The 17,237-nt window shown below is 67.3% G+C and carries 16 protein-coding genes; 6 read left to right on the top strand and 10 right to left on the bottom strand.

Annotation, left to right across the window (positions count from 1 at the left end):
• Positions 1 to 12: 12 nt before the first annotated feature.
• Positions 13 to 1,248 (bottom strand): acetyl-CoA C-acetyltransferase, encoded by a 1,236-nt coding sequence (locus DKG74_RS07395; RefSeq protein WP_207779279.1) that lies wholly within the window; start codon positions 1,246 to 1,248, stop codon positions 13 to 15.
• Between the two features lie 153 nt (positions 1,249 to 1,401).
• Here DKG74_RS07395 and DKG74_RS07390 point away from each other — a divergent pair, with 153 nt between their 5' ends.
• A complete protein-coding gene (locus DKG74_RS07390) occupies positions 1,402 to 2,553 on the top strand; it encodes an acyl-CoA dehydrogenase family protein (RefSeq protein ID WP_109904236.1) in 1,152 nt (383 codons plus the stop codon).
• Positions 2,554 to 2,566: 13 nt separating this feature from the next.
• Here the strand turns inward: DKG74_RS07390 and DKG74_RS07385 are convergent, their stop codons facing one another.
• The 6 genes from DKG74_RS07385 to DKG74_RS07360 form a co-directional block, all read right to left on the bottom strand.
• Positions 2,567 to 3,322 carry an ABC transporter ATP-binding protein gene (locus DKG74_RS07385; RefSeq protein WP_109904234.1) on the bottom strand — a complete coding sequence of 252 codons (756 nt, stop codon included), beginning with the start codon at positions 3,320 to 3,322 and terminating at the stop codon, positions 2,567 to 2,569.
• Positions 3,310 to 4,107, bottom strand: coding sequence for an ABC transporter permease (locus tag DKG74_RS07380; protein WP_109904232.1), 798 nt, complete (start codon positions 4,105 to 4,107; stop codon positions 3,310 to 3,312). The genes DKG74_RS07385 and DKG74_RS07380 overlap by 13 nt, the downstream gene beginning before the upstream one ends.
• A 131-nt stretch (positions 4,108 to 4,238) precedes the next feature.
• Entirely contained in the window at positions 4,239 to 5,276 is a 1,038-nt protein-coding gene (locus DKG74_RS07375; RefSeq protein WP_109904230.1) for an ABC transporter substrate-binding protein, read from the bottom strand.
• A gap of 134 nt (positions 5,277 to 5,410) precedes the next feature.
• Positions 5,411 to 6,763 carry a calcium-binding protein gene (locus DKG74_RS07370; protein WP_279340859.1) on the bottom strand — a complete coding sequence of 451 codons (1,353 nt, stop codon included), beginning with the start codon at positions 6,761 to 6,763 and terminating at the stop codon, positions 5,411 to 5,413.
• A 110-nt stretch (positions 6,764 to 6,873) separates the two neighbouring features.
• Entirely contained in the window at positions 6,874 to 7,917 is a 1,044-nt protein-coding gene (gene dmpG, locus DKG74_RS07365) for a 4-hydroxy-2-oxovalerate aldolase (protein ID WP_109904226.1), read from the bottom strand.
• Positions 7,917 to 8,858: an acetaldehyde dehydrogenase (acetylating) gene (locus DKG74_RS07360; RefSeq protein ID WP_109904224.1), complete on the bottom strand. Its 942-nt coding sequence runs from the start codon at positions 8,856 to 8,858 to the stop codon at positions 7,917 to 7,919. The genes dmpG and DKG74_RS07360 overlap by 1 nt, the downstream gene beginning before the upstream one ends.
• 113 nt (positions 8,859 to 8,971) lie before the next feature.
• On the opposite strand from DKG74_RS07360, the gene DKG74_RS07355 reads away from it, so the two are divergent.
• Entirely contained in the window at positions 8,972 to 9,724 is a 753-nt protein-coding gene (locus DKG74_RS07355; RefSeq protein WP_109904222.1) for an IclR family transcriptional regulator, read from the top strand.
• A 14-nt stretch (positions 9,725 to 9,738) separates the two neighbouring features.
• Here the strand turns inward: DKG74_RS07355 and DKG74_RS07350 are convergent, their stop codons facing one another.
• The 3 genes from DKG74_RS07350 to DKG74_RS07340 form a co-directional block, all read right to left on the bottom strand.
• Entirely contained in the window at positions 9,739 to 11,115 is a 1,377-nt protein-coding gene (locus tag DKG74_RS07350; protein WP_109904220.1) for a DUF1329 domain-containing protein, read from the bottom strand.
• A 24-nt stretch (positions 11,116 to 11,139) separates the two neighbouring features.
• On the bottom strand, positions 11,140 to 12,513 hold the full coding sequence (locus DKG74_RS07345) for a hypothetical protein (RefSeq protein WP_133251533.1): 1,374 nt from the start codon (positions 12,511 to 12,513) through the stop codon (positions 11,140 to 11,142).
• 255 nt (positions 12,514 to 12,768) lie between these two features.
• Complete coding sequence (locus DKG74_RS07340; protein WP_207779278.1) at positions 12,769 to 13,431, bottom strand: TetR/AcrR family transcriptional regulator; 663 nt, start codon at positions 13,429 to 13,431, stop codon at positions 12,769 to 12,771.
• 64 nt (positions 13,432 to 13,495) lie between these two features.
• Between DKG74_RS07340 and DKG74_RS07335 the strand changes: the two genes are divergently transcribed.
• The 4 genes from DKG74_RS07335 (at position 13,496) to DKG74_RS21705 (ending at position 17,230) form a co-directional block, all read left to right on the top strand.
• The gene (locus DKG74_RS07335; RefSeq protein WP_109904214.1) at positions 13,496 to 14,356 is read left to right on the top strand and encodes a M24 family metallopeptidase; all 861 of its coding nucleotides are present in this window, start codon (positions 13,496 to 13,498) and stop codon (positions 14,354 to 14,356) included.
• 1 nt (position 14,357) lies between these two features.
• On the top strand, positions 14,358 to 16,118 hold the full coding sequence (locus tag DKG74_RS07330) for an SDR family oxidoreductase (protein WP_165837578.1): 1,761 nt from the start codon (positions 14,358 to 14,360) through the stop codon (positions 16,116 to 16,118).
• Positions 16,119 to 16,129: 11 nt separating this feature from the next.
• Entirely contained in the window at positions 16,130 to 16,996 is an 867-nt protein-coding gene (locus DKG74_RS07325; protein WP_109904210.1) for a metal-dependent hydrolase, read from the top strand.
• A 93-nt stretch (positions 16,997 to 17,089) separates the two neighbouring features.
• Positions 17,090 to 17,230, top strand: coding sequence for a hypothetical protein (locus tag DKG74_RS21705; protein ID WP_165837577.1), 141 nt, complete (start codon positions 17,090 to 17,092; stop codon positions 17,228 to 17,230).
• The last annotated feature ends 7 nt before the right edge of the window (positions 17,231 to 17,237 follow it).

Genomic DNA, 17,237 nt, shown 5'->3' with positions numbered 1-17,237 from the left:
GGCCGTTGTTGGTTACATACGCTCGATGATCGTCGCCGGGGCCATGCCGCCCGCGGCGCAGAGCGTGGCGAGGCCGACGTTCACATCCCGCCGCTCCATCTCGTCGAGCAGCGTGCCGAGGATGATGGCGCCGGTCGCGCCGATGGGATGACCCAGCGCCATGGCGCCGCCGTTCACATTGACGATCGAGGGATCGACATCCATCTCGCGCATGAATTTCAGCGGCACGACGGCGAAGGCCTCGTTGATCTCGACGAGGTCGACATCCTTCATGGTCATGCCGGCCAGCCTCAGGGCCTTGCGGGCGGCGGGCGCCGGGGCGTTCAGCATCAATTCGGGGCTGTCGCCCGCCGTCGCCATGGCCCGGATGCGGGCGCGCGGCTTCAACCCGTGCGCCTTCGCGTATTCGGGCGAGGCGAGCACGACCGCGCCCGCGCCATCGACCACGCCGGACGAATTGCCGGCGTGGTGGATATGCTCGATCTTCACGTCCGGGAAGCGCCTCTCGACCAGCGCCTTGTAACTCGTGCCTTCCTCGTCGAGCGGATAGCCATAGAGGGCGGCGAAGGCCGGCTTCAGCTGGGCGAGGCCTTCCATCGTGGTGCCCGGCCGCGGAAATTCGTCCCTGTCGAGAGCAAGGCGGCCGTCATCGTGATGGACGGGGACCAGCGCCCGGTCGAAATGCCCGTTGCGGATCGCGTGATCGGCACGGCGCTGGCTTTCCAGCGCCAGCGCGTCGACATCCTCGCGGCTGATGCCCTCGAGCGTCGCGATGAGGTCGGCGCAAACGCCTTGATGCGGCTGGGGATGAATCTCGCGCAGGTGCAGATTGCCCGAATCCATGAAACGCGAGCCGTTCAGCGTGGAGCCATGAGACATGGATTCGACGCCGCCCGCGACGACGAGCTGCTGCATCCCCGACATGATGCCCATGGCGGCCAGATTGACCGCGGTCAGGCCCGAGCCGCAGAAGCGGTCGAGGCTCATGCCCGGCGCGTCATTGTCGTAGCCGGCGTCGAGCGCGGCCATGCGGGCGATGCACCAGCCCTGCTTGCCCCACTGGCTGCCGCAGCCGGCGATGACATCGTCGACATCGGCCGTGTTCAGACCATTGCGCGTCGCGAGGGCCTTGAGGACGGTGGAGAGGATGCGCTGCGGATGGACCTCCGACAGGCCGCCCTTGCCGATCTTGCCGATGCCGCGCGGCGTGCGGGCCGCGTCGATGATCCAGGCTTCGGACAGGCTCATGTCTCTCTCCCTCTGCTTTATTCATTTTGATTTAAACAGACATTTAACAACCGGCGATGCTGCTGGCAAGGGGAATTCGCGACCGTTTCCCGCTTGCCCGGGAATTACGCACGGCCTAAGCCAGACCACGCGAAATCAGGTGAGGGACGAAATATGATCAGCGCCGAAGTGGCCGAGACCGTCCGCCGGGTGGACGCCTTCATCCGCGAAACCGTGATCCCCTATGAGGCGGACCCGCGGAACGGCGGCCACGGCCCGACCGACGAACTGGTGCAGGAAATGCGGGAAAAGGCGCGGGCCCTCGGCCTCGTGGCGCCCCATGTCCGGCCCGACGGCAGCCATGTCAGCCATGTCGAGACGGCGGCGCTGCTGAAGGCGTCGGGCTATTCGCCGCTCGGCCCCCTTGCCGTCAATGTGATGGCGCCGGACGAGGGCAATATGTACCTCCTCCACAAGGTGGCGACGGCGGAGCAGAAGCGCCATTTCCTGAAGCCGCTGGTCGAGGGCCGCACCCGCTCCGCCTTCCTGATGACCGAGCCGGACGGCGGCGCGGGGGCCGATCCCGGCATGATGAAGACGACGGCCCGGCCCGACGGCAACCATTGGGTGATCGACGGCCGCAAGACTTTCATCACCGGGGCCGACGGTGCCGCCTTCGGTATCGTGATGGCGAAATCGCCGGGCGGCGCGACCATGTTCCTCGTCGACCTGCCGAACCCCGCGATCCGCATCGAGCGGGTGCTGGATACCATCGACAGCTCGATGCCCGGCGGCCATTCGGTGATCGCGATCGAGAACCTGCGCGTCAGCGCCGATCAGGTGCTGGGCGAGATCGACCAGGGCTTCCGCTATGCCCAGGTGCGGCTGGCGCCGGCCCGCCTGACCCATTGCATGCGCTGGTGGGGCACGGCGAAACGCGCCCATGATATCGCCACAGGTTACGCCGTGAAGCGCCACGCCTTCGGCAAGCCGCTGATCGACCACGAGGGCGTCGGCTTCATGCTGGCGGACAATGAAATCGACCTGAAACAGGCGGAATTGATGATCGACTGGGCGGCCGGCGTGCTCGACACCGGCGCCCATGGCACGGTCGAAAGCAGCATGGCCAAAGTCGCGGTCTCGGAAGCCCTGTTCCGCGTCGCCGACCGCTGCGTGCAAATTCTCGGCGGCACGGGGGTTTCGCGCGACACGGTGGTCGAACAGGCGTTCCGCGAAATCAGGGCCTTCCGCATCTACGACGGCCCATCGGAAGTGCACCGCTGGTCGCTGGCCAAACGCCTGAAGAAGCTGAACACGCCGGCCTGAGGGGCGTGCCCCCTCAGATCCCGCCGCCGTCCGAAACCGTGTTCTGCAGGTTGTCGCGGATTTCGGCGGCGAGGCCCTGCGCCTCGACATGGTCGCGCTGGCGCGGACGGGAGGCGGTGACGACATGCTGGGACTGGATGCGTCCCGGCTTGCCGCCGAGCAGGATCACCCGGTCGGCGAGATAGACCGCCTCGTCGATGTCGTGGGTGACGAAGATGATGGTCTTGCCGGTCTCCTGCCACAGGCGCACCAACTCGTCCTGCAGGCTGGCCCGCGTGATCGCGTCGAGGGCGCCGAAGGGCTCGTCCATCAACAGGATTTCCGGCTCGACCGCGAGGGCGCGGGCAATCGCCACGCGCTGGCGCTGCCCGCCCGAAAGCTGATGAGGATAACGCAGGCCGTGACTGCCGAGGCCGACCAGCGACAACGCGGCCTCGGCCCGGGCGCGCCGGCTCTTGCGGTCGAGGGACAGACCCTCGGCACCGAATTCGACATTGCGCGTCACCCGGCGCCAGGGCAGCAGGCGGGCATCCTGGAACACCATGGCGTAGGGCCGACGATCGGGCGCGGCGGCGGCCGCGACCGCGACCGTGCCGGCGGCGGAAGGGATGAGCCCGGCGACGATGCGCAGCAGGGTCGATTTGCCGACACCGCTGGCGCCGACCACGGCGACGAATTCGCCCTTCTCGACGGCAAGATCGAAATCCTCGAGGATCGTGTTGCCGCCGAGGACGATGGCGAGGCCACGAATGTCGATCACGGGCGCCATGCGAGCAACCTGTTGCGAATGAGCATGAACACCGCGTCGACAAGACCGTAGAGCAGCGCCATGGTCAGCATGTAGACGACGACGATGTCGGAGGCGAGCAGGGTCGCCGCCTCATTCATGCGCTGGCCGAGGCCGGCAACACCGAACAACTCCGCCGCGACCACCGACATCCAGGCCTGACCGAGGCCGGTGCGCACCCCGGCGAGAATGCCGGGGGTCGAGGCCGGCAGCACGACCTTGACCAGTTTGACGAGGCGCGAACGATAGCCGAAGGATTCGGCCAGTTCGATCAGATCGCCATCCACCCCCTGCACCGCCGACAGGGTGGCGTAGTAATTGATCCAGAACACGCCGACGCCGACGATGAAGGTCGCGGCGGCGGGCGAGATCTGGAACCACAGGATGGCGAAGGGCACCCAGGCAAGGCCCGGAATCGGCCGCAGCACCCGGATCACCCAGGCGGTCAGCCCTTCGAGGGTGCGCGACATGCCGGTGGCGACACCGAGCGCGATGCCGAGCAGCGAGCCGAGCACGAGCCCGGCCAGATAATGGTCGAGGCTTTGCAGGATACGGTCGAGCCAGATGCCGCTGGTCACTTCCCGCCAGAAGGCTGTCGGCAGGCTGGACGGCGGCGGCAGGAAGATCGGCGACATCAGGCCGAAGCGCGTCACCCCTTCCCAGATCCCGAGAAAGCCGAGAAAACCGAGAATGGCGAGAAAGGTCGGATGGCGGAACAGGCCGGGGCCCGCCGGGGCGGGGCGTCGGCCGTCGGGCGCGGTGCTCATGAAGTCCCGTGTCTGCGGCGAAGGGGACCATAGACATGGCCGAGATCGGCCGCCTTGTCGACGATTTCCGACCACCGCCCCTGTAAATCGCCGGCCACCATTTCCAGTGGCCGGCAATCGGGTGGCCAGGCTTACTTGCCCACCGCCTTCTTGTAATAGCTGGCGTCGAACAGCTGGGTCAGATCGCCCGCCTTGTCGATGGCGCCGATTTCCAGCTGGAAGTCCTGGAAAATCTTGGTCGATTCCAGGATCGACTCGGGATCGGCGACGAATTTGGAGCCGGGGGAGACCAGCGCCTTTTCCACCGTCTCGACCGACAGCAGGCCCTTGCCCAACACGGCATTGACGAGGGGGGCCGCCGATTTCGGGTCCTTGTTCAGGAGATCGGTCGCCTTCACGGTCAGGTCGACCAGGCTCTGCGCCGCCGCCGGGGCCTTTTCGATGAAGGCTTCGGTCAGGCCGAAGACCGAACCGGGCTGGTTCGGCAGGATCTGGCCGCCGGTGACCAGGATCTTGATCTCCGGGTTCTTTTCCATGACGACGGTGATCGCCGGCTCGCGGATGGTCGCGGCCTCGACACCGCCGGCCAGCAGGGCCTGCTGGGTCTCCTCGATGCCGAGGGGCACAACCTCGACCGAGGCGTCGTCGATCTTGGCGACCTTGCGAATCCAGTAGAGCAGCACGGTCTGCGGCACCGAGCCCTTGGGCTGGGTTGCGATCTTCACCGGGCGGCCCAGGTCCTTGGCGACGGCGGCGAAGGCTTCGGCGATGGTGCCGCCCTTGGCCACGGCCTCGGCGACCTTCTTGCCGCCGAGCACGGCCACTTCCTCGACCGCGGTCGCCGCGACGACCTTGACGCCGATGCCCTTCTGGCGCGCGACGATCAACGGACCGACACCCGCGTAATAGGCGTCGATCCCGCCCGACGCGACGGCCTGGATCAGGTTCGGGCCGGACGCGAACTGGGTCAGGGTCAGCTTCAGGCCCTTCTCCTCGGCCCAGCCGAGGCCGTTCAGCACGAAGAGCTGCGAGACGCCGGTGACCGGGATGAAGCCGACGCGCACTTCGACCGGATCGGCCGCGCGGGCCTTGCGGCCGGCCCCGGCGAGCGCCAGGGCAGCCGCCCCGGCCCCGAGACCGAGAACCCCACGACGAGCGATGGTGAACATGATCGACCCTTTCCTTGTGTCATTCCCTGCGCCGGGCAGGTCTTTGGCCGGCGAGTGAACGATGACAAGGCTTATTGGTCAATATGAATTTGCACAATGATATATTTCACACTTATATCTGATTATATATCCCCTCAGACCGCGAAGATGAAATCGGCCGCCGTCAGGCTGGCGGAATCGACTCCGATCAGCACGAGATAGCTGATGTCGTTGAATTGCAGTTCCGCGTCGGCGGCGCCGCTGATCGCGGGAATATCGCCCAGCGACCGGAAGCCGAAGCTGGAGACGTCGATACGATCGACCCCGACCTCGAAATCGGTGATCGCGTCGGCGCCACTGCCGCCTTCGCTGCGGGCCGAGGCGACGAAGATATCGGCCCCGGCGCCGCCGGTCATGTAATCGCCGCCGTCACCGCCGTCGATCAGGTCGTCGCCCGCCCCGGCGTCGATCGTGTCGGTGCCGTCTAGGGCGAAGATGCGGTTGTCGCCATCATTGCCGTCGATCGAATTGCCGCGGGCATTGCCCGTCGCGTCGATATCGGCCGTTCCCGTCAGGGTCAGGCTCTCGACCTCGGCCCCCAGCACATAGCTGATCGAGGACAGGACGTGGTCGCCCTCGCCGCCCCCTGCCCCTTCGATCACCACATCGCCTGCGTCGTCGACGACATAGACGTCGCTGCCCGTGCCGCCGATCATCACGTCGGCCCCGTCCTGTCCGTCGAGATAGTCGAGCCCGCCTCGCCCCGACAAGCGGTCGTCGCCAGCGCCGCCATAAATCGTGTTGGCGGCATTGTTGCCGGTGATCACATTGTCGAGGTCGTTGCCGCTGGCGCCAAGCTCGGCGGCGCCGGCCAGGATCATGATTTCGACTTCGGCGGCGAGACTGCCGCCAACCAGGGTGCGTATCGTGTCGACGCCGCCGCCCGCCGTCTCGGTGACCGCGTCGCCGACATCGTCGACATCGTAGTAATCGTTACCATCGCCCCCGGTCATGGTATCGGCGCCGGCGCCCCCCGCCAGCCGATCGTCGCCCAGACCGCCGATCAGCGTGTCGTTACCGTCACCGCCCCGCAACACATCGTTGCCGGCCCCGCCGTCCAATATATTGGCGCCGACATTGCCGTAAATCCGGTTGTCGAGGGCATTGCCCGTGCCGTCAAGATCGGCACTGCCCCGGAAAGAAAGCCGCTCGACGAAATCGCCCAGGGTGAAATCCACCGTGGCGGCGACCCGGTCGGTGCCCCCGCCGTCCAGTTCGACGATCGTGTCGAAAAGATCGGTAACGACATAGATGTCGTCGTCGGCGCCGCCGGTCAGCGTGTCGCTGCCATCGCCGCCGAACAGCTTGTCCCGCCCGGCACCGCCGTCCAGCAGGTCATCGCCCGCCCGGCCGATCAGACGGTCGTCACCGCCGAGCCCGTCGATCGTATCCGCATCCGCCGTGCCCGACAGCACATTGTCGGCACCGTCACCCGTCTTCACCGCCATGTTGCGATCCCCCCGATCGAACCCGTCGGAGAGATAGCTTACGCCCGGCCGGGCCATCTGTATCGGTCGTCACGGCCGGCGACGAAAATGCCGGCCGTGACGTCCGGCTCTTACGCGACAGCCGCCTTCTTTTCCTTGGCGAGGTCGAGGGCGATGTCGACGATCATGTCTTCCTGACCGCCGACCATGCGGCGCCGGCCGGCCTCGTAGAGGATGGCGCGGGTATCGACGCCATATTCACTCGAAGCCTTCTCGGCATGGCGCAGGAAGGACGAATAGACGCCGGCATAGCCGAGGGTCAGGGTCTCGCGGTCGACGCGGACCGGACGGTCCTGCAGCGGACGCACCAGATCCTCGGCGGCGTCCATCAGCTTGAACAGGTCGCAGCCGGTCTTCCAGCCCTTGCGCTCGGCCGCGGCGATGAAGACTTCGAGCGGGGCATTGCCCGCGCCCGCGCCCATGCCGGCCAGCGAAGCGTCGACGCGGATCGCGCCCGCCTGCACGCCGACGATCGAATTGGCGACGCCGAGCGAGAGGTTGTGGTGGGCATGAATGCCGCGCTGGGTCTCGGGCTTCAGCACGCGGTCATAGGCTTCGCAGCGCGCGCGGTAGCCGTCCATGTCCATGGCGCCGCCGGAATCGGTGACATAGACGCAGGTCGCGCCGTAAGTCTCCATCAGCTTGGCCTGCTGGGCGAGGTGCTCGGGCTCGATCATGTGGCTCATCATCAGGAAGCCGATGGTGTCCATGCCGAGGTTACGCGCCGCCTCGATGTGCTGCTTCGAGACGTCCGCCTCGGTGCAATGGGTGGCGATGCGGACCGAACGGACACCCAGCGAATAGGCGTGCTTCAGTTCTTCCACGGTGCCGATGCCGGGCAGCAGCAGGGTGGTCAGCACCGAGGTCTTCACGACGTCGGCGACCGCCTCGATCCACTCCCAGTCGGTGTGGCGGCCGAAGCCGTAGTTGAAGGTACCGCCATTGAGGCCGTCGCCATGGGCGATCTCGATCGCGTCGACGCCGGCTTCGTCCAGCGCCTTGGCGATCGCCTGGACATGGGACAGGCCGTACTGGTGACGGATGGCGTGCATCCCGTCGCGCAGGGTGACGTCCTGGATGTAGAGCTTGGTCTTGGTGGGGTCGAGCGTAGCCATCACGCGACTTCCTTCAGCATCTTGCGGGTGGCGATCTTCTCGGCGGTGCGCATCCCGGCCGAGGTCATGATGTCGAGATTGCCGGCATAGGCGGGCAGGTAATGCGCCGCGCCCTCGACCTCGAGGAAGACCGAGGTCTTGATGCCCTCGAAGGTGCCGTGGCCGGGGATATGCACCGGGTTGTTCGAGCCGAAATGCTCGAACTGCAGCTCCTGCTTCAGGCGATAGCCGGGGACATAGGCCTGCACCCGCTCGATCTGTTCCTTCACCGCCTTGGTGATCGTGGCCTCGTCGGCGCCGGACGACAGGGTGAACACCGTGTCGCGCATGATCATCGGCGGCTCGGCCGGGTTCAGGATGATGATGGCGCGGCCGCGGGCGGCGCCGCCCACCTGCTCGATGCCATGGCGCGTCGTCTCGGTGAATTCGTCGATATTGGCGCGCGTGCCGGGGCCGGCCGACTTCGACGAGATCGAGGCGACGATTTCGGCGTAGTGAACCTTGGCGACCGAGGAGACCGCCGCGACGATCGGAATGGTCGCCTGGCCGCCGCAGGTGACCATGTTCACATTCTGCGCGTCGAGGTGGACGTCGCCGTTCACCACGGGAATGACATAGGGACCGATCGCCGCCGGGGTCAGGTCGATCATGATCTTGCCCGCCGCCTTGCAGACATCATTGTGCTTCTTGTGCGCGCCCGCCGAGGTCGCGTCGAAGACGATGCCGATTTCCGGCCAGACATCGAGCTTCTGCAGACCCTCGATGCCCTCGTGGGTCGTGGCCACGCCGAGACGCTGGGCCCGCTTCAGGCCGTCGGATTCGGGGTCGATGCCGACGAAGGCCCCCATCTCCAGAACCTTGGAATTACGCATGACCTTGATCATCAGATCGGTACCGATATTGCCCGAACCGATGATGGCGACCTTGACCTTGGCGCTCATACCGTTCCTCCCGCTGCTGTCCGGGGAAATGGCCCCGGTGCCGAGGGGATGATTGGCGGAAAGCCCCGGGCTTGCCAATTTACCGGGCCGCCGAATACTCATATAGTGAGAGAATGAAAAACGATCCCGAAGCCGCCGATTCCGGCACCCAGGCCCTCGACCGCGCCCTCGGGTTGTTCACCCTGGTGCTGCGGGACAGGGGCAAGACCCCCCTGTCCGAACTGGCCGGACAGGCGGAAATGCCGGTTTCGACCGCGCACCGGCTGATCGCGGCCTTCGAGCGCCAGCGCCTGATCACGCGGGCGGCGCGGGGGCGCTATGTCGCCGGCATGGGCCTCGCCGAACTCGCGTCCGACCGGCGTCAGGTGCTGATCAACGCCAGCCGGCCGCTGCTGCGCCGCCTCGCCCGGCAGCAGAAGCGGACCGCCCACCTCGGCATTCTGGAAGCCGAGATGGTCACCTATCTGGTCAAGGAGGCGGGCGGGCCGGGCAAGGTCTTCACCCGCGAGATGATGCAGCTCGAGGCCTATTGCACCGGCATCGGCAAGGTGCTGCTGGCCGGCCTCGACAAGCCGGTGCGCGAGCGTTACCTGGCCGGCGGCCCTTTCCCCCGGCTGACGGAAACGACCCTGACCGAACCCGACCAGCTGCGCGCGGCGATATCCACCATCGCCGAACGCGGCTACGCCGAGGACGACGCCGAGATGGCGGAGGGGCTGCATTGCGTGGCCGTGCCCCTGCACGACCGCCAGGGCAAGGTGGTGGCCGCCATTTCGCTGACCGGCCTCGCCGAGACAGGAGCGCCCGGCGTTCCGCCCGCGCTGCTGGCGGCCGCGCGGGCGATTGAGGACAAGCTCTGGGGCTGAAGGGCGGAAACCGATCAGTCGCCCCGGCGCTGCATCGCCCCTTGCGTGAGGTAAAGATCGTAGGTCGCGGGATCGTTCACCCGCATCACGTCGCCGCTGGCGAGGCGCTGCACCTGCTCGATCCGCGTCATGTGGCCGGTCTGGGTGTTATAGGCATGGACATGGGTCCAGGACCAATAGGGATGCTTGCCGTCCATGACCTGCCCCTTGCCATCGTCATAAAGCGAATAGGCCCCGTCGAAGGAACGGAACAGCTGGCCGCGCCGGTCGAAGCTGACCATGGTGATGGGCAGCATGGTGCGCAGGTCGAAGCGTACTTCCTTCTTCGAGATGGGCGCGCGCGGATAGCGCACGGGTTGCGCCTCGACGTTGATCGCCTGCGGCACCAGCTCGACCACCGTGTCGTAGAAGGTCTCGCCCTTGGGCCCGCCATGGGTGCCATGGGTCCAGTTGTCGGCGCTCGACGACCAGTTGCCCGACAGGCCGGCCAGCGCCGGCCCTGTGCCGATCACCTTGTAATTGCCCCAGGTCAGATAGGGATCGCCGGTCGCCCAGGCGTCGGACAGATAGAGATCGGAGCCCGGCAGCAGCGGCTCGAAGCGCTGGTTGGTGGGGAAGCGGCGGATGCGCTTGAATTCCGGCACGTAACCGAAGAGGTCCGGGAATTCGCGCTGGTCGTAGGGCCAGATGTTGAGGAAGGACGAGCCCCTGATATCGTCGGGCGAAGTGAAGATGATGGACTGGAAGCGCATCTTGTCTTCATGGCCCGGCAGATAGGGCTTGGGGTCCATCGCCACCCGGGCGACCGGGGTCATTTCGGCCCAGACGCCTTCGTAGCGATAGTCGACCTTGCCCGACGCACTGACGTCGCATTCCCGGATGCCATAGACGCTGGCATCGTGCCGGCCCCAGGACAGGGTCTGGCCGGCAAAGGCTTCGAGCCCGTTGGTGCTGGCCGGGAACGGATGGCCGCCGATCCACGGCTTGCCGTCGTCGGTCGCGATATTGCCATTGGCGTCGAGCCGGCCGCGGCCCTTGTTGCTCAAGGTCGCCTCGACATATTCCCAGGGCGACAAGCGCATGACGTCCGTCGTCTCACGCGCAAGGGTCAGGCGCCGCCCCATGTCCTTGACCTGCTGGAACTGAATGGGATCGAGCAGTTCGCGGACCTGGTCGACATTGCCGGCGTCGATGGTGTCGCCCGGCTTCAGCTTGCCCTTGGTATAGGCCTCGATCGACAGCAATTCGTCGGGATAGGCGGCCGAGGCGTCGCCCGTCTTGGCGATGGCCTGCCACAGGGGCATCAGCACCCCTGCGGCGACGGTGCCCCGGCCGAGCTGTTCGAGGAAGTGGCGGCGGGAATAATCCCGGTCATACCGTCTGATGTGCATTCCGTCGGCTCCCCCTCATACCCGTCAGGGTACGAAGGAGAGGAGAGGCAGGCCCGAAAGTCCACTGCTGCCGCCGCTCAGAAGCCCGGTCAGCGTGTCGGTCAGGCGACCGGCGAAACCCTGAAGGATGGCGGGATCGCTGGCGAAGCCCTGCAGCATACCGGGAACGAGCACGCCGAGCAGCTGATCGGGCTTGGCCGCGCCGAGGAGATAGAGCACCGGCTCGGCCGGCAGCAGGCTGACCAGATCGCCGACCAGCGGCAGGCTGGCGACGGAATTCGGGCCTGTCGGCAGGTCGCCGATGCGCACCGTGTCGGGCGACAGGATTTCGGTCAGGCTGCCCAGCAGATCGCCGACCACGGGAATGCCGTCGAGCGGCGTGCCGGTCGAACCCGCCGGCAGGATACCGGCCAGCAGATTGCCCAGCGGCGCCTGTTCGCCGTCGGTCGAGACGAGGTCGGTCAGGAGATTGGTCAGCGCCGCCGCAGGATCCGCGCTCGTGCCATTGGCGGACAGGCCGGTCAACATGCCGCCGCCCGCGTCGGGTGCCGGCACCGCCTCGATATCGCCGAACTCGGTGCCTTCCTGGATCGCGCCGGCTGCCGCGGTGATGAAGCGGATACCGGTCGAATGGGGCGCCGCGATGAAGAGATTGTTACGCCCCATGTGGCGGTGGCGATAGATCAGGCTGGGACCGCCCGCGTCCTCTTCCCCGGCCGAGGCCATGGCGGATTCCGGCGCGCCGGTATAGAGCCGCAGCCCGACCATGCCGACCGAGCCATCGTTGTCGAAGCCGCCGGTCGCGTAAAGCGCGAGGCCGCTCGCCGGGGCGACCAGATATTCGGCCTCGAGATCGCCGCCGAATTCGCTCGCCTCGGTATAGGAAATGCCGCCGCCGACCCTAAGGTTGGGGGAAGCGTAATAGGCCATGCCGAGGCGCCCGGCGAAGCCGCCGTCGACGATGTCGCCGGTCTGCACGCCCGCCATCGCCTCGAGGGTAATCTGGTCGAGGTAATATTCGCCGATGGCCGAGACGCTGAACTGGCTTTCCTCGTCGACACGAAGCGCCGTCACGGCAAGACCGAGCAGATGACTTGACGGGTCACGGAAATAGAGCTGGGCCGCGCCGCCGTAGAAGCTGACCTCGGACGCCGCCTTGCCGACGATGCCGTCGATCTGCAGACCCATGCTGTCACCGAGCGGCGTGTTGAACGAGACGCCACCGCCGTAGAGGCCGCCATTCTCGTCACCGCCACCGAAGGCTTCGAACTGGAAGCTGCTGGCGGCCACCGCGGCCATGTCCTCAGGCGACGGCGCCTGATCCTGGGCACTCGCCCACGACGCCACACCCAGCGCGGCCCCCAGCGTCGCCGCCGTCAACAAACCCGTCCTTTTCATTTCCCACCCCTCGAGCTTCCGCCTGCGCCACGGCCGGGCCCCGCCGATCCGCGAACGCTTATGTTTTTTTGCCCGGACCTTCCCTCATCCGGTGCCTGTCGGCTGGCGCAGACCATGCCGACAGAATGCGCCGAGTGTGCAGGAAGCGGGGGGAGCGGCCTCCCACCCATTAGGGGGGAAATCGGCCCGATACGGAAAGTCTGCGGTTGAGATAGCCCCAGCCCGACACCAATGTCGGTCCGGCAGAGCGGGGAATTACACCGGAATGTCGAGGTCTCGCCGGATGAGAGCGAGCATGGCGTCGAGCACCCGGCTTGCCGTCGCCGTGGTTTCCACCCGCGACACGCCTGGGGTGTTCAGCCACCATTCCGATCCGGCCTCCGCCGCGCCGAGCAGGGCATAGGCATAGGGGCTGACCCGGCGCCTCGCGATGGCCCGGTGCAGGCCGGGCGGGGCGAGTTCGGCGAGGGTGATCAGCATGGCGTGGATCAGCGCGGCCCGGTAACCCCGCGCCCGCTCGGCCAGCGGGCCGTCGCCCCGCATGGCCGACAGGATCACCCGCCAGCTCGCCGTCTGTTCGTAGAGCCGCGTGATCAACAGGTCGAGGGTCGCCCTGATGCGCGCTTCCGGGTCGGGGATCGCCGCCATCAGGGCGAGGCCCCCCAGCAGCTCGGCGCCCGTCCGCTCGAGCAACGCCGCCAGCAGGCCCGGTTTCGAGCCGAAATAACTGTAGATCATCGGCTTGGTCACACCGCAGGCGGCGGCGACATCGTCCATCGAGGTCGCGTGGAAACCCTGCGCGGCGAACATTTCCGCCGCCACCTGCAGGATCTGCGCCTCGCGCGCCGCCCGTGGCAGGCGCCGGCTGCCGTTTCGCGGCCCTTCTTCGCCCATGTTCCGGCTTTTCCGATCGCTCATTGACTCAAACTTACTTTCAAGTAACTTACTTCAAAGTAATAAACAGGGGAAGCGGGGAGCCGCCATGTCCATACCCGATCCGGCCGAGCGAATCGCCGCCTTCCGGGCCGCCCAGCGTCTGGCCTACGACTGCGCCGAAGCGATCGCGGCCGATTTGCGCCCGGGCATGACCGAGCGCGAGGCGGCAACCCGCATGAAGACCTGGGCCGCCGATCACGGCGTGCGCGAATGGTTTCACGAGCCCTTCGCCTGGTTCGGCGACCGCACGGCCTTTCGCGGCGCCATCGGCATTCGCGCCCTGCGCGGTTTCAACCCGGCCTTCTTCCCCGGCGGTCGCCGGCTGGAGGAAGGCATGGCCTTCATCCTCGACTGCGCGCCGGTGGTCGGCCGGGCAGTGGCCGACATCGGCTATTCCGGCGCCCTCGGCCACAATCCGGTGGTCGAGCAGCTGATGGACGACCTGATCGAGCATCGAAACCTCATCCCCCGCGAAATCGCCGCCGGCCGCAGCATGGCCGAGGTTTCGCGCGCGGTCGATGCCCTGTGCCGCCGTCAGGGCGTGGAGCCGCGCCACAAGGCCTATCCCTACACGGTCCTCGCCCATCGGGTGGAAGTGCTGCCGGGCGAGGCCTCGCGCTTCAGCCTCGCCCGTTTCGGCCTCCGCGCCGTGCGGGAGCTGCGCCGCCAGGTCGCCGAAGGCCGGGACAAGGGCTGGTCGCCGCTGTGGAACAGCACCGAAGCCTCGGACCATCCGCCGGTGCCCGGCCTCTGGGCGGTGGAGCCGCATCTGGGCTTTCGCGACACGGGCGCGAAATTTGAGGAATTGCTGCTGATCGGCGACGACGGCGGCGCCCGCTGGCTGGACGACGACCTGCCCCATGTCCGGCGCTTCGAAACCCGCCGCAGCCAGAAGAAAGCCGCCTGACATGAGCACACCCTTCGAGGTCGAGACCGGCGAAGTCACCCTGTCCGGCCATGTCGCCGGCCCTGAAAAGGCGCCGGTCGTCCTGCTGATCCACGGCTATCCCGACGACAGCACGGTGTGGGACGGCGTCGTCGCCGACCTCGCCGCCGACCACCGGGTCATCACCTATGACGTCCGGGGCGCCGGCGCCTCGACCGCGCCGGCGGGCCAGCGCGGCTATCATCTCGGCCGGCTGATGGCCGATCTCGCCGCGGTGATCGAGGCGCAGGTGCCGGATGGCGCCAGGGTGCATCTCGTCGGCCACGACTGGGGCTCCATACAGGGCTGGCAGGCGCTGGTCGATTCCCGCACCCGGCACCGCATTGCCTCCTATACTTCAGTCTCCGGCCCGTCGCTCGACTTGGCCTTCGGCGCCATGTCGGAGCGGCTGCGCGCGCGGAAACTGGCCGCCCTGCCGCCCATGCTGGGGCAGATGCTGCGCTCCTGGTACATTTTCGCCTTCCATGTCCCCGCCTTCGCCCCCCTCGTCTGGCGGGCCGGCGCTGCCCACCTCTGGCCGCGTCTCCTGCGCCGGACCGACGGCATCGAAGTCGCGCCCCGCGCCGGCCAGTTGGCCGATGCGCTGCGGGGCATCAACCTCTACCGCGCCAATTTCCGTGAAAAGGCGCTGGCGCCCCGGCCCGCGACCATCGAGCAGCCGGTTCAGCTGCTGGTGCCGCGCAACGATCCTTTCGTCAGCCCGGCCGTCTTCGACGATCTCGCCACCCGCGTGCCCCATCTGGTGCGCGAGGATATCGAAAGCGGTCACTGGCTGCCGCTGAAGGATCCGGCCCTGCTGGCCGCGCGTGTCCGCCGCTTTGTCGCCCATGTCGACGGCGGCCGTGACTGCGGCGCCCTCGTCCATGGCCGGCGCCTCGCCGCGCGGAAGACCGCCGGCGCTGGTCCCCTCGCCGGCCGCCTCGCCCTCGTCACCGGGGCGGGCAGCGGCATCGGCCGGGCGACCGCCATCGCCCTCGCCGGCAAGGGCGCCGACATCGTCGCGACCGATATCGACAAGGCGGCGGCGGAACGCACCGCGACCCTCGCCCGCCTCGTCGGAGTGGAAGCCCATGCCCGCGTGGTCGACGTTTCCGACGCGGGCGCCATGGCCGCCCTCGCCGACTGGACCGACGATGTGCTGGGCGGGATCGACATCCTCGTCAACAATGCCGGCATCGGCATGGCTGGCGATTTCCTCGACACGAGGATCGAGGACTGGCGCCGCGTGCTCGACGTGAACCTCTGGGGTGTCATCCATGGCGCGCGGCTGTTCGGCGCGCGCATGGCGGCGCGGCAATCCGGCGGTCACATCGTCAATGTCGCATCGGCCGCCGCCTTCATGCCGGCGCGGGGCCTGTCGGCCTATGCCGCGACCAAATCCGCCGTGCTGACCATGACGACCTGCCTGCGCGCCGAACTGGCCGACCAGGGCATCGGCGTTTCCGCCATCTGCCCCGGCATCATCGACACCGGCATCACCGACCGCACGACCTTCGTCGGCGCCAGCGCCGAGACGCAGGACCGCAAGCGCGCCGCCGCCTCGCGCCTCTATGCCCGTCGCGCCCTGACCGCCGAGGCGGTGGCGGACCAGATCCTCGCCGCCATCCTGAAGAACGAGCCGGTCGCCCTGGTCGGGCTCGAAGCCGTGATCGGCAATCTGCTCGGCCGCGTCTCGCCCGCCCTGATGCGCCGCCTCGCCGGCGCCGACCTGATGCCGAAGTAGGAGTTCCGCCCGTGACCCGTCACAAGATCACCCCGCGCAAGGTCGCCTTCGACTGGAGCAAGACCAGGCCGCAGTGGATCGAGGGGGAGGCCTTCATCTCCCACCTGACCAATTCGACCCATATCCTGCTGCCCATCGTCGAAGTCTGGTTCTGTCAGGTGTTCAAGGAAGCCCTGCCCCATGTCACCGACGACAAGGTGCGGGAGGATGTCATCGCCTTCATGCGACAGGAAGCGATTCACGGCGCCGCCCACAAGCCGCTGATCGAGCATTTCCTGCAGCACGGCATGGATATCAGGGACGGCGCCGCCCGCACCCAGCGCATGATCGACCGGCTGCTGGGCGATCCGGCGCGCATCTTCGGCCTGCTGCCGACGGGCAGGCGCCTCGCCCGCTGGTGGCTGGGCACCCGCGTAGGCATCATCGCCGCGGGCGAGCATTTCACCTGTATCCTCGGGCGTTTCATCCTCGAGAACGAGGAATTGCCCCGGCTGGACGCCGACCCCGCCATGATGGAGCTCCTGCGCTGGCATGGCGCCGAGGAGGTCGAGCATCGCTCGGTCGCCTTCGATCTCTACAAGCACCTGACCGGGGCGCCGCTGGCCAACCGGCTGCTGGTCATGGGTTTCATCATTCCGTTTCTCACCTGGTACTGGATCGAATCGACCCGCTACCTGATGCGGCAGGATCCGGCGTTGGCGATCAAGCCGGGCTTCTTCGCCGAATGGCGCCGGGCCTCCAGCCGCAACCTGATCCCCTCGGCCCGGGACCTGCTCGGCGGCAGCTGGCGCTTCCTCATGCCCGGCTACGATCCCGAGAAGGAGGCGGACACGGATATCGCCCTCGCGCATCTGGCGAAAAGCCCGGCGGTGCGCTGACCCCATCCTTTAGACCGGTGATCGCCCATTCTGCGATCGGCTAATCCGATATAGAATGATCGTGGGTTCGATCTCTTCAGAAGGAAGACCGGAATGACCCTGTGCCCCATCGCCGCGGCCGTGACCTGCAAACGCTGCCCGGTCTTCGCCATCTGCCCCGCCAAGAGCATCCTCGGCGATCAGAAGAAGGCCCCGGCCAAGCCCGAGACGGACGCCGCGCCGCCCAAGTCCTGACCCGAGC

The sequence above is a fragment of the Zavarzinia aquatilis genome (assembly GCF_003173035.1).
Taxonomy (GTDB): domain Bacteria; phylum Pseudomonadota; class Alphaproteobacteria; order Zavarziniales; family Zavarziniaceae; genus Zavarzinia; species Zavarzinia aquatilis.
Note: the sequence above shows the minus strand (reverse complement) of the source record. Positions and strands in the feature narration are given on the sequence as shown.

Bases quoted from the DNA above. Each gene is read 5' to 3' on its own strand.
- DKG74_RS07395 (WP_207779279.1), bottom strand. From the start codon at position 1,248: ATGAGCCTGTCCGAAGCCTGGATCATCGACGCGGCCCGCACGCCGCGC.
- DKG74_RS07390 (WP_109904236.1), top strand. From the start codon at position 1,402: ATGATCAGCGCCGAAGTGGCCGAGACCGTCCGCCGGGTGGACGCCTTC.
- DKG74_RS07385 (WP_109904234.1), bottom strand. From the start codon at position 3,322: ATGGCGCCCGTGATCGACATTCGTGGCCTCGCCATCGTCCTCGGCGGC.
- DKG74_RS07380 (WP_109904232.1), bottom strand. From the start codon at position 4,107: ATGAGCACCGCGCCCGACGGCCGACGCCCCGCCCCGGCGGGCCCCGGC.
- DKG74_RS07375 (WP_109904230.1), bottom strand. From the start codon at position 5,276: ATGTTCACCATCGCTCGTCGTGGGGTTCTCGGTCTCGGGGCCGGGGCG.
- DKG74_RS07370 (WP_279340859.1), bottom strand. From the start codon at position 6,763: ATGGCGGTGAAGACGGGTGACGGTGCCGACAATGTGCTGTCGGGCACG.
- dmpG (WP_109904226.1), bottom strand. From the start codon at position 7,917: ATGGCTACGCTCGACCCCACCAAGACCAAGCTCTACATCCAGGACGTC.
- DKG74_RS07360 (WP_109904224.1), bottom strand. From the start codon at position 8,858: ATGAGCGCCAAGGTCAAGGTCGCCATCATCGGTTCGGGCAATATCGGT.
- DKG74_RS07355 (WP_109904222.1), top strand. From the start codon at position 8,972: ATGAAAAACGATCCCGAAGCCGCCGATTCCGGCACCCAGGCCCTCGAC.
- DKG74_RS07350 (WP_109904220.1), bottom strand. From the start codon at position 11,115: ATGCACATCAGACGGTATGACCGGGATTATTCCCGCCGCCACTTCCTC.
- DKG74_RS07345 (WP_133251533.1), bottom strand. From the start codon at position 12,513: ATGAAAAGGACGGGTTTGTTGACGGCGGCGACGCTGGGGGCCGCGCTG.
- DKG74_RS07340 (WP_207779278.1), bottom strand. From the start codon at position 13,431: ATGAGCGATCGGAAAAGCCGGAACATGGGCGAAGAAGGGCCGCGAAAC.
- DKG74_RS07335 (WP_109904214.1), top strand. From the start codon at position 13,496: ATGTCCATACCCGATCCGGCCGAGCGAATCGCCGCCTTCCGGGCCGCC.
- DKG74_RS07330 (WP_165837578.1), top strand. From the start codon at position 14,358: ATGAGCACACCCTTCGAGGTCGAGACCGGCGAAGTCACCCTGTCCGGC.
- DKG74_RS21705 (WP_165837577.1), top strand. From the start codon at position 17,090: ATGACCCTGTGCCCCATCGCCGCGGCCGTGACCTGCAAACGCTGCCCG.